Raw genomic sequence first — 11,364 nt, 5'->3', positions numbered from 1 at the left:
CACGTCACCATCAGCGACCTTGAATGGCCTTCCTTGCACTCGGTATTAACCACAAGACTGCTTCAGTAGACGTCCGCGAGCGCGTGGCCTTTACCCCTGAGCAGCTGGTTGAGGCCTTGCAGCAGCTCTGCCGACTCACCGACAGCCGCGAAGCTGCGATCCTCTCCACCTGCAATCGCAGTGAACTGTATATAGAACAGGATCACCTTTCGGCTGACATCATATTGCGCTGGCTGGCCGATTATCATCATTTGAGTCTCGATGAGCTGCGCGCGAGCGCTTATGTGCATGAAGATGATGCGGCAGTTCGTCACATGATGCGGGTCGCTTCCGGGCTCGATTCGCTGGTGCTGGGCGAACCGCAGATTCTCGGCCAGATGAAATCGGCCTACGCTGTCGCTCGGGAGGCCGGCACCATCGGTCCACTGCTCGGGCGGCTGTTCCAGGCCACGTTCAATGCGGCCAAACAGGTGCGCACCGATACCGCCATCGGCGAGAACCCGGTGTCCGTGGCGTTTGCCGCGGTCAGCCTGGCGAAACAGATTTTCAGTGATTTGCAACGCAGCCAGGCTTTGCTGATCGGCGCTGGTGAAACCATCACCCTGGTCGCCCGCCATCTGCATGAGCTGGGTGTGAAGCGAATCGTGGTCGCCAATCGCACTCTGGAACGCGCGAGCATTCTGGCCGAGCAGTTCGGCGCCCACGCAGTGCTGCTCTCGGACATCCCGGCAGAACTGGTGCGCAGCGACATCGTCATCAGTTCCACCGCCAGCCAGTTGCCGATTCTCGGTAAAGGTGCGGTGGAAAGCGCCTTGAAATTGCGCAAGCACAAGCCGATTTTCATGGTGGATATCGCTGTTCCTCGGGATATCGAGCCGGAAGTCGGCGAGTTGGACGACGTTTACCTCTATAGCGTCGACGATCTCCACGAAGTGGTCGCCGAAAACCTCAAGAGCCGCCAGGGCGCTGCCCAAGCCGCCGAAGAGATGGTGTCGATTGGTGCCGAAGATTTCATGGTTCGCCTGCGCGAACTGGCGGCGGTGGATGTGCTCAAGGCCTATCGTCAACAAAGCGAGCGTCTGCGCGACGAAGAATTGCAGAAAGCCCAGCGCATGCTCGCCAATGGCAGCAGCGCCGAAGACGTGCTGGTGCAACTGGCCCGCGGCCTGACCAACAAACTCTTGCACGCCCCGAGCGTGCAATTGAAAAAGCTCTCTGCCGAAGGTCGCCTCGATGCGCTGGCCATGGCCCAGGAACTCTTTGCCCTCGGTGAGGGCTCATCGGATAGCTTTTCGGATAAAAAACCGCAATGAAAGCGTCACTGCTCAATAAGCTGGACATCCTCCAGGACCGTTTCGAGGAATTGACCGCCCTGCTTGGCGACGGCGAAGTCATTTCCGATCAAAACAAGTTCCGCGCCTATTCCAAGGAATATGCGGAAGTCGAGCCAATCGTAGGCACCTATAAACAGCTGCTTAAAGTGCAGGGCGACCTCGAAGGGGCTCAGGCACTGCTCAAGGACAGCGACCCGGACATGCGCGAAATGGCCGTGGAAGAAGTCCGCGAAGCCAAAGAGCAACTGATCGAAATCGAAGTCCGACTGCAACGCATGCTGCTGCCCAAAGATCCCAACGACGGGCGTAACGTATTCCTCGAAATCCGTGCCGGCACCGGCGGTGACGAAGCGGCAATCTTCTCCGGCGACCTGTTCCGCATGTATTCGCGTTACGCCGAGCGGCGTGGCTGGCGGGTAGAGATTCTCTCGGAGAACGAAGGCGAGCACGGCGGCTATAAAGAAGTCATTGCCCGGGTCGAAGGCGAGAACGTTTACGGCAAGCTGAAGTTCGAATCCGGTGCGCATCGCGTGCAGCGGGTTCCGGCCACTGAATCCCAGGGCCGCATCCACACCTCGGCCTGCACCGTGGCCGTGTTGCCCGAGCCGGACGAGCAGGAAGCGATCGAGATCAACCCGGCAGATCTGCGGGTCGACACCTATCGTTCCTCCGGTGCCGGTGGTCAGCACGTCAACAAGACTGACTCGGCGATTCGTATCACGCACTTGCCGTCCGGTATTGTCGTCGAGTGCCAGGAAGAACGTTCCCAGCACAAGAACCGCGCCCGGGCGATGTCCTGGCTGTCGGCCAAGCTCAACGACCAGCAGACCAGCGCCGCCGCGAACGCCATCGCTAGCGAGCGTAAATTGCTGGTAGGTTCCGGTGACCGTTCCGAGCGTATTCGCACCTATAACTTTGCCCAGGGCCGGGTCACCGACCATCGAGTCAACCTGACGCTGTATTCGCTCGATGAAATTCTCGCCGGTGGCGTGGATGCGGTGATCGAACCGCTGCTGGCCGAGTTCCAGGCAGACCAATTGGCAGCGATAGGTGAGTAAATGACGATCATTGCCAGTTTGTTGCGCGCCGCCGATTTGCCCGACTCGCCCACCGCGCGTCTGGATGCCGAATTGCTGCTGGCGGCTGCCTTGGGCAAGTCCCGCAGTTTTCTGCACACCTGGCCCGAGCGTATCGTCCCGAGCGAAGCGGCACTCAAGTTTGCCGAGTACCTGCAGCGCCGCCGTAGCGGTGAGCCGGTGGCCTACATTCTGGAGCAGCAAGGCTTCTGGAAACTCGACCTGGAAGTCGCGCCCCATACGCTGATTCCGCGTCCCGATACTGAATTGCTGGTAGAGACCGCGCTGGAACTGTTGCCAGCCACACAGGCCTTGGTGCTCGATTTGGGCACCGGCAGTGGCGCCATCGCCCTGGCTTTGGCCAGCGAACGTCCGGCCTGGAACGTCACCGCCGTGGATCGCGTGCTGGAAGCTGTAGCCCTGGCCGAGCGCAATCGCCAGCGGCTGAACCTGAACAACGCCACAGTGCTGAGTAGCCATTGGTTCAGCGCTTTGGAAGGCCAACGCTTTCATTTGATCATCAGCAATCCGCCCTACATTGCTTCGACCGATCCGCATCTGGCGGAGGGCGACGTGCGCTTCGAACCGGCCAGTGCCCTGGTGGCCGGCGTCGATGGGCTCGACGATTTGCGTCTGATTGTCGATCAGGCACCGGATCATCTTGAGGCGGGTGGCTGGTTAATGCTGGAACATGGTTACGATCAAGCCGAAGCCGTGCGCGATTTGCTGCTGACCCGCGGCTTTGAAGAGATCCACAGCCGCACCGATCTGGGCGGTCACGAACGCATCAGTCTGGGGCGCTTGCCGTGCTGAATGATCAGGAATTACTGCGTTATAGCCGGCAGATTCTGCTGCAACACGTCGACATCGACGGCCAGTTACGGCTCAAAGAAAGCCGCGTGCTGATTGTCGGCCTCGGTGGTCTCGGTTCACCGGTTGCGCTGTACCTGGCGGCGGCCGGTATTGGTGAGTTGCATCTGGCGGACTTCGACACGGTTGACCTGACCAATCTGCAACGCCAGATCGTTCACGACAGCGACAGCGTAGGCCTGAGCAAAGTCGATTCGGCGATCCGTCGCCTGACCGCGATCAATCCCGAGATTCAGTTGATTGCCCATCGCACCGCCCTGGATGAAGATTCCCTGGCGGCGGCAGTTGCGGCGGTGGATCTGGTGCTGGACTGTTCCGATAATTTTTCCACCCGCGAAGCGGTCAACGCCGCGTGTGTGGCTGCGCGCAAACCGCTGGTCAGCGGTGCGGCGATTCGGCTGGAAGGGCAATTGTCGGTCTTCGACTCCCGTCGTCCGGAAAGCCCGTGCTACCACTGTTTATACGGGCACGGCAGTGAAGCCGAACTGACTTGCAGCGAAGCCGGCGTACTCGGTCCGCTGGTGGGCCTGGTCGGCAGTCTGCAAGCCCTCGAAGCGCTGAAATTGCTGGTGGGGTTCGGCGAGCCGCTGGTGGGGCGTCTGTTATTGATCGATGCCTTGGGCACGCGCTTCCGTGAATTGCGGGTCAAGCGTGATCCGGGCTGCAGCGTCTGCGGGTCAAGCCATGCGTGAAGCGCCGATTGCTGTATTCGATTCCGGCGTCGGTGGGCTGTCGGTGCTGGCCGAGATCCAGCAGTTGCTGCCCAACGAATCTCTGTTGTACCTCGGCGATTGCGGGAATATTCCCTACGGCGAGAAATCCCCGGCATTCATCAGTCAGCGTTGCAGTGTCATGGCGCAGTTCTTTCAGCAGCAGGGGGCCAAGGCGCTGGTACTCGCTTGCAATACCGCGACTGTCGCGGGTGTCGCGGATTTGCGGCGCGATTTCCCCGAGTGGCCCATCGTCGGCATGGAGCCGGCGGTCAAACCGGCTGCTGCGGCGACGCGCAGCGGTGTGGTTGGCGTACTCGCCACCACCGGCACTTTACAGAGTGCCAAGTTCGCCGCCTTGCTCGACCGTTTCGCCACCGATGTGCGAGTGATTACTCAGCCGTGCCCCGGGCTGGTGGAGCTGATTGAAAATGGCGATCTGCACAGCGAGACATTGCGTCAGTTGCTGCGAGGGTATGTTGAGCCGCTGCTGGCGGCAGGTGCAGACACGATCATTCTTGGCTGCACGCATTATCCCTTTCTAAAGCCGCTGCTTAAGCAGATGCTCCCCCAGAGCATCAGCCTGATCGATACCGGCGCTGCTGTGGCGCGGCAGCTTCAACGGTTATTGGCCGAGCGTGAGTTGCTGGCGCAGGGGCCTGCCTGCGCTGCTCGGTTCTGGACGAGTGCCGATCCTGCGCACTTCAGAAATATCTTGCCGGTTTTGTGGCATTCGACGGGTGTTGTGCAAAGCTTCGACTTGTAGATAAAAAAGTGATGACACGAATAATTGGGCTGAACCTCTGATCAAGCGTCTACTTCTATAGCGTTGTCTGTTGGTCAGCATAAAAACCATACGAAGTTGTTCGGAAAAGGATGTTTCTAATGAAGCGACTATTCTGCTTGGCCGCAATTGCGACCGCATTGATGGGGCACAGTTTTACCGCGCAGGCAGCAGGGGTGGAATTCGGGGTCGGCCAGACCAGCGATTCAACCATGACCTACCGATTGGGGATGCAATTCGATTGGGACAAAAGCTGGCTTCAGAGTGACATCGGTCGCTTGACCGGCTACTGGAGCGGCGCTTACACCTACTGGGAGGGGGACAAAACATCAAGCAATCACAGTTTGTCGTTCTCGCCAGTGTTGGTATACGAGTTTGCCGGTCAGACCATCAAGCCCTACGTTGAAGCCGGTATCGGCATCGCGGTGTTTGCCAACACCGAAATCGAAGACAACAAACTGGGCGGGGCCTTTCAATTCGAAGACCGTTTCGGGTTTGGTCTGCGCTTTACCGGCGGACATGAAGTTGGAATTCGCGCCACGCACTATTCCAATGCCGGGATCAGCAGCCCGAATGATGGCGTAGAGAGTTACTCGCTGCATTACACGATGCCGTTGTAACGTCAAAAGCATCGTCGGAATGCCGCCCAGACCAAGCCACGCTCCCACAGGTTAGGTGACCTCCTGTGGGAGCGGGCTTGCCCGCGATGGCGTCAGTTCTGATGACACATCTCTAAATTACCGATACGCCGTCGCAATCCCCTGGCGTTCGGTGATGCATTCCGGTGCGCCCATTTCGAACTCCCGGCAGATCAGCGGACGTTTTTCGTAGATGGTGCACATCATGCTGTTGCGATCCAGCGCGGCGCACCAGCCGTCATCCAGTCGCAGCATGACTTCCCCACCCCAATCATCGGTATCGATAAAACGCTCGGGCACACCGGTGTCGGTGATCAACATGACTTCAAGCTGACAGCAGCAGGCTGCGCAGGTCGAGCAGGTGACCGCAGGTTCGGCGATTTGCGTGTGGGGAATGGTTTTCATGGCGCGCAGTGTAAGGCAGTGGGCCTGCGCTGTGTGAAAGGCCTGACGGACGCTCAGGTTTCACGGCAGACCCTCGATCGGCGGATTGTTTCTCTCCATGCGCTTGCCGATTTCCAGTCCCGTCTGGCCGGGCTTTTGCGGCAAAGGCCAAAGGACAGGCATGAGCATTTCCGGTAAGGAGAGCTCCAGTGGCCGATGTTTGAGCATGTCGAAGAGGTATTGCGCAGCTTGGTCCGCCGACCAGTCGAGGTGTTCTGGAGTGTCGTTGCTCAGGGGGATATCGATAAGTCCTGGGCTAACTATGGTCATTTCGATGTTTTCTGGTGCCACGTCGATACGCAAGGACTCGAAAAGGTGACGCAACCCGGGCTTTGAATCGCCATAAGCTTCGGCCTGCGGCAGGGGCAACCAGGTCACCGAACTGGCCATGCCCACCAGATGCGGCGCAGTGCCCACCCGCAGCAGGGGACGGGCGGCTTCGATGCAATAGCTGCTGGCAAGCAGGTTGGTACGCACGATGTGCTCGATGATTGACGAGTCGAACTGGCTGGCGTCGACGTATTCGCAGGTACCCGCGTTGAGGATCATGGTGTCCAGAGAACCCCATTCCTTGGCAATCTGCTCGCCGATTTCGCGCACCCGTTGGCCGTTGCTCAAATCACCGGCCACCACCAGCACCTGTCCGGGATAACGCTGAGACAGGGCTTCCAATGGCGCCAATGATCGAGAGCTGACAGCCAGGTGAGCACCGGTTTTCAGTATTTCTTCGGCCAAAGCGGCACCAATGCCGTTGCTGGCGCCGGTCAACCAGTATCGCCTTGCAGGTGTACGCCTCATCCCAATTCCCTTTTTAACCCGATAATTTCCCGGCTCAATACTGTATTCATTGTGACAAGCCTTGTCGCGAGGGCAGATTCTTGAATGCGGCCAAGGCCCGTTCGCGCGTAGCGCTCAGGTTTACGATCGGCGATGGATAATCCGTCACACCGAACAATCCGCCGAGTCTCGCGGGATTATGCAGGTCTTTTTTATTCATTTCGTTGATCTGCGGCAACCAATGCTTGATGAAAACCCCTTCGGCGTCGAATTTTTCCGACTGGCTCAGGGGGTTGAAAATGCGGAAGTAGGGCGCCGAATCGGTGCCGGTGGACGAACTCCACTGCCAGCCACCGTTGTTCGCCGCCAAATCACCGTCAATCAGATGCCGCATGAAGAAACGCTCGCCTTCGCGCCAGTCGATCAGCAGGTTTTTGGTCAGGAACATTGCCACGACCATGCGCAAGCGGTTGTGCATCCAGCCGGTCTCCAGCAATTGGCGCATGGCAGCATCAATGATCGGCAGGCCGGTACGGCCTTGTTGCCAGGCCTTGAGGTCTTGCGGGGCGTCACGCCAGGCCAGGGCTTCGGTTTCCGGGCGAAAGGCGCGGTGCCGGGAGACTCGCGGGTAGCCCACCAGAATGTGTTTATAGAATTCGCGCCACAGCAACTCGTTGATCCAGGTGACGGCACCGACCTTGCCGCCTTCGAACTCCCCCTGATTACTGCGCAACGCGGCATGCAGGCACTGACGGGGAGAAATGACTCCCGCGGTGAGATAGGCCGAGAGCCGACTGGTGCCGGGTTTTGCCGGGAAATCGCGCTCGCTGTGGTAATAGTCGATCTGTGCGTCGGTAAAGGTCTCGAGTCGGCGTCCGGCCTCGGCTTCGCCGGCCGGCCATAGGGCACGCAAACTGTCGCTGGGCGTATCGAAACCCTCGACACGAGAGGGCGGTTCGTCGCTGGCGATACCCAGTGGCGCCTGAATGGCGGGGGCGGTAACCAATCTCGGCAATGATGCATGCAAGCGTTCGTAGCAGACCTTGCGGAACTGGCTGAAGACCTGGAAATAGGTGCCGGTTCTGGTCAGCACGGTGCCAGGCTTGAACAGCAGTTGATCGAGGTAGCGGTAAAAGTCGATGCCTTGGGCTTTCAGGGCTTGGGCCACCGTGTCATCACGACGGGTTTCATGAATGCCGTATTCCTCGTTGGCATGCACTGCGTCGATCTTCAATTGCTGGCACAACTCGAGCAGAACCTTAGGTGCCTCGTCCCATCGGGACGCCGTGCGAATCAGCAACGGAATGTTCAGTGCGCCCAGCGCATGACGTAATTCGCTCAGGTTGCGCAACCAGAAATCAACTTTGCACGGTGCGTCGTCATGCGCCAGCCATTGCTGCGGACTCAGCAAAAACACCGCCACACTGGGGCCGCGGGCTGCGGCGGCCGAGAGGGCGGTGTTGTCGTGTAGACGCAAGTCGCTGCGCAACCAGATCAATTGCATGGTGGTATCCGCATGAGCCATTAAAAAATCGCCATTAAATGATCCCGCGCTGAATCAGGCCCAGATGGGCCGATAACGGGTCTTCGGCCAGGGACAAGTCAGCAATGGCGACGGTTTTTGCGGATAACTCGGCGTGGTGAATGCACACCGTTGGTCCGGCAATCATTTTTGGGCAGCTGACGCCATTCAAAAGTTTCGTCAGCTGTGAAAGATTCATGGCTTTGCTGGAATACAGCAGTACGCCGCGGGCTTGCAGGTGATCGACCGCCAGCGCAAGTTCGCCAGCGGGGAGTGGCCAGTCGAAAACTTCCACCGGGCAATCGACGCTGCTGATCAGCCAAGCGGTGAGCCACAGATGAGGCTCCAGTGGCAGGTCCGAGTGATTGATCAGCAGCAGCGGCGCGGTGCGTAACTGACGGTTGTTATGGTAGATCCTCGCGCCGAATTTGCTGCGCAACCAGGAATAAACAAATACCCGCTCCATCTGCGCGCCGAACTGGCCTTGCCAGCGTTGGTCCAGTTCCGCCAGCAACGGCATCAACAATCGTTCACACAGGGTGCGTGGCGGATACAGCGCCATCGCCTGATTTACCGTGTCGTCGAGGGTGCGTTCGGCCAGCTGAGTGACCGCATGCAGCAGCGTCTGGCGCAGCACCAGCCAATCGTTTCCGACGGGCTCGGTAAGCCCCTGAGGCGTGTCGAGCAGTTGTTTGACCTGGCTGACAGCCACGCCGCGATTGAGCCAGGTGAGGATTGTCAGGATTCGTTGAACGTGTTCGGCGCAGAACAGCCGATGCCCCTTGGGCGTACGCTGAGGCACGATCAACCCATAGCGCCGTTCCCAGGCGCGCAAGGTGACGGCATTGACCCCGGTCTGCCGGGCCACTTCACGAATGGGCAACCAGCCAGCGTCAAGGGCCTTCTTGAAGTCGGTGCCGAGGTCTTCGCTGGTGCGGGTGTCCGGTGGGTTTTTCATTAAATTGCGTTTCGCAGGCTGAGGTTTTCCGGATGCGGTTGCAGGTAAACCTGTTGCGCAATGTACGGATCCGGGTGTTGGCGAAAGTAGTGTTTGAGCAGCGTCAATGGCACTACCAGCGGCACGATGCCCTTGTGATACTGGCCGATGACGTGCTGCACCTCCTGTCTGTCTTCAGGGCTGATGGCTTGTTTGAGATAGCCGCTGATGTGCTGCAGCACGTTGGTGTGGGTGCGGCGTGTGGCGCATTTTTTCAGGGCCGTCATCAGCTCGCTGAAATAGCGCGGGCCGAGCTCTTCGAGATCGGACTGGCCCATGTTGCCCAGCAAGTTGCCCAGCGTTTTGTATTGCACCGGGTTGTGGGCCATCAACAGGTATTTGTAGCGCGAGTGAAAGTCAGTGAGGCTGCGCCGGGTCAGGCGTGTTTGCAGCAACTGCTGCCAGGCACTGTAGGCGAATACGCGGGTGAGGAAGTTTTCCCGCAGCACCGGGTCGTTGAGGCGGCCGTCTTCTTCCACCGGTAGATCAGGATGCAATGCACAGAAGGCTTGGGCGTAGATACCACGGCCACCACCGTCCACTGGCGCGCCGTTGGCGTGGTAGACCTTGACCCGGTCCAGCCCGCACGAAGGAGATTTCTGCATGAAGATGTAGCCGCAGATGTCGCCCAACTCCATCGCCATTTTTTGACCATAGTCGGCCAGCGGCCGGGTGACGTTGATCTCAGGGTGGACGGTGCCGACAGCTTCTGGGTGCGCGGGGTTGCCGACCAGACGGATCGGTTCGCGAGGGATACCCAGGCCAATGGCGACTTCCGGGCACACCGGGGCGAAATCGAAATAATCGGTGAGAGTAATGCTGCACAGCCGCGATGCTTTGTGACCGCCGTTGTAACGCACTTCGGCTCCCATCAGGCAAGCGCTGATGGCGATTTTGGGTTTCATGGCTGTAGGGGGCATCGGAGCGCCTCGAATCCAGACCTGTACAGAATATTAGATCTGTACAACATGTACTTCATCATAGATTCAAAGGTGTACAAGTCAATTTTTTTGTATAGGTTTTTCGGGCTGCTGCCCATGTCGACAGCAGCGATGGGCTGGACTTGATTCAATCACTGCAGGTGTTCATGCAGCCGGCGAGCTGCTTCCTGACCACTGAGCCAGGCACCTTCGACACGGCCAGACAGGCACCAGTCACCGCACACATACAGGCCCAGATCGGCATCGGCCAGGGCCCCCCATTCATGGCTGCTGGCCGGTCGGGCGTAAAGCCAGCGGTGAGCGAGGCTGAAAGTCGGAGCAGGCATGGCGTCGTGCAGCAGTTCGGCAAAGGCACCGTGCAATTGCTCGATCACCGCTTCCTTGGGCAGGTCGATATGCTGCCGGCTCCAGGCACTGGTGGCGTGCAGCACCCAGGTGTCGAGGGTGGTGTCGCGTCCCGGCTTGCTGCGGTTGCGCGCCAGCCAGTCGAGAGGACTGTCCTGCACGAAGCAACCTTCGATGGCGGTTTCCAGTGGCGTGTCGAACGCCAGGGCGACCGCCCAGGTCGGCTCCATTTTTACCCCGGCAGCGGCCCCGGCGAGTTTCGGCGCGGCCGCCAGCAGTGCAGTCGCCTGTGGGGCGGGCGTGGCGATGACGACATGGCTGAACGGGCCGTGAGTGAAACCCTCGGCATCTTGCAGATGCCAGTGTTCTTCACCACGATAGACCTCGGTGATGCGGCAAGCGAAATGCACTTCCAGATCACCGAGCAGGCCGCGCGTGATCGCGCTCATGCGTGGCGTGCCGACCCAGCGTGTCTGTTCGTCCGGTGAAGGTCTGAGCTGGCCGCCGTGAAAGGTATAGAGCTGTGGCGTCCACTCAGCGACCCAGCCGTTGGCTTGCCAACGCTGGACTTCAGTGACAAAGCGGCGATCGCGAGCAGTGAAATATTGCGCGCCCATGTCCAGAGCACCCGCATCGCTGCGCTTGCTCGACATGCGTCCGCCACTGCCGCGGCTTTTATCGAAAAGTTGAACGACATGCCCGGCCTCCGTAAGGGCCTGGGCGGCTGAGAGTCCGGCGATGCCGGTGCCGATGATTGCGATAGGTACAGTCATAGGGGCCTCGTTTACCTGTCTGTACAGACTACGCCGTGGTTCAAACCTGTACAATATTGTTTTTTGGTATAACTTTTAGCGTTCTTGTTCTGACAGCTTGGCCTATTGTTAAGCACAGAGCCTGCCCGATACCAAAGATCCCTGCTTATAAAA

The 11,364-nt window shown here is 59.1% G+C and carries 12 protein-coding genes; 6 read left to right on the top strand and 6 right to left on the bottom strand.

The annotated features are described in order from the left end of the window. The first annotated feature begins 23 nt into the window (after nt 1-23). The 6 genes from hemA (at nt 24) to AB3226_RS09765 (ending at nt 5,394) form a co-directional block, all read left to right on the top strand. The gene (gene hemA, locus AB3226_RS09790) at nt 24-1,313 is read left to right on the top strand and encodes a glutamyl-tRNA reductase (protein WP_258617091.1); all 1,290 of its coding nucleotides are present in this window, start codon (nt 24-26) and stop codon (nt 1,311-1,313) included. Continuing rightward, nucleotides 1,310-2,392, top strand: a complete 1,083-nt coding sequence (prfA, locus tag AB3226_RS09785) for a peptide chain release factor 1 (RefSeq protein WP_367372930.1) — start codon at nt 1,310-1,312, stop codon at nt 2,390-2,392. Before hemA ends, prfA begins: the two co-directional genes overlap by 4 nt. Then, complete coding sequence (prmC, locus tag AB3226_RS09780; RefSeq protein WP_367372929.1) at nt 2,393-3,223, top strand: peptide chain release factor N(5)-glutamine methyltransferase; 831 nt, start codon at nt 2,393-2,395, stop codon at nt 3,221-3,223. Then, nucleotides 3,217-3,972: a molybdopterin-synthase adenylyltransferase MoeB gene (locus AB3226_RS09775; protein ID WP_367372928.1), complete on the top strand. Its 756-nt coding sequence runs from the start codon at nt 3,217-3,219 to the stop codon at nt 3,970-3,972. The genes prmC and AB3226_RS09775 overlap by 7 nt, the downstream gene beginning before the upstream one ends. Further along, entirely contained in the window at nt 3,965-4,756 is a 792-nt protein-coding gene (gene murI / locus AB3226_RS09770; RefSeq protein WP_367372927.1) for a glutamate racemase, read from the top strand. Before AB3226_RS09775 ends, murI begins: the two co-directional genes overlap by 8 nt. Nucleotides 4,757-4,875: 119 nt before the next feature. Next, on the top strand, nt 4,876-5,394 hold the full coding sequence (locus tag AB3226_RS09765) for an acyloxyacyl hydrolase (RefSeq protein ID WP_367372926.1): 519 nt from the start codon (nt 4,876-4,878) through the stop codon (nt 5,392-5,394). A 117-nt stretch (nt 5,395-5,511) separates the two neighbouring features. Here AB3226_RS09765 and AB3226_RS09760 read toward each other — a convergent pair whose 3' ends face one another. The 6 genes from AB3226_RS09760 to AB3226_RS09735 all read right to left on the bottom strand — a co-directional run bounded on the left by AB3226_RS09760 (nt 5,512) and on the right by AB3226_RS09735 (nt 11,211). Then, nucleotides 5,512-5,817, bottom strand: a complete 306-nt coding sequence (locus tag AB3226_RS09760; protein WP_007905822.1) for a YkgJ family cysteine cluster protein — start codon at nt 5,815-5,817, stop codon at nt 5,512-5,514. Nucleotides 5,818-5,877: 60 nt separating this feature from the next. Beyond that, nucleotides 5,878-6,654 carry an SDR family NAD(P)-dependent oxidoreductase gene (locus AB3226_RS09755; RefSeq protein WP_367372925.1) on the bottom strand — a complete coding sequence of 259 codons (777 nt, stop codon included), beginning with the start codon at nt 6,652-6,654 and terminating at the stop codon, nt 5,878-5,880. 46 nt (nt 6,655-6,700) lie between these two features. Next, nucleotides 6,701-8,137, bottom strand: a complete 1,437-nt coding sequence (phrB, locus tag AB3226_RS09750; protein ID WP_367372924.1) for a deoxyribodipyrimidine photo-lyase — start codon at nt 8,135-8,137, stop codon at nt 6,701-6,703. Nucleotides 8,138-8,171: 34 nt separating this feature from the next. Then, nucleotides 8,172-9,113: a MerR family transcriptional regulator gene (locus AB3226_RS09745; RefSeq protein WP_367372923.1), complete on the bottom strand. Its 942-nt coding sequence runs from the start codon at nt 9,111-9,113 to the stop codon at nt 8,172-8,174. After that, nucleotides 9,113-10,072 carry a YbgA family protein gene (locus AB3226_RS09740; protein WP_367372922.1) on the bottom strand — a complete coding sequence of 320 codons (960 nt, stop codon included), beginning with the start codon at nt 10,070-10,072 and terminating at the stop codon, nt 9,113-9,115. Before AB3226_RS09740 ends, AB3226_RS09745 begins: the two co-directional genes overlap by 1 nt. A 152-nt stretch (nt 10,073-10,224) precedes the next feature. Continuing rightward, nucleotides 10,225-11,211 carry an NAD(P)/FAD-dependent oxidoreductase gene (locus AB3226_RS09735; RefSeq protein ID WP_367372921.1) on the bottom strand — a complete coding sequence of 329 codons (987 nt, stop codon included), beginning with the start codon at nt 11,209-11,211 and terminating at the stop codon, nt 10,225-10,227. Nucleotides 11,212-11,364 lie beyond the last annotated feature (153 nt).

This window comes from Pseudomonas lini (assembly GCF_964063345.1).
In the GTDB taxonomy this organism is placed as follows: domain Bacteria; phylum Pseudomonadota; class Gammaproteobacteria; order Pseudomonadales; family Pseudomonadaceae; genus Aquipseudomonas; species Aquipseudomonas lini_B.
The sequence above is the reverse complement of the archived record's forward strand: the minus strand, read 5'-3'. Positions and strand labels throughout refer to the sequence as shown.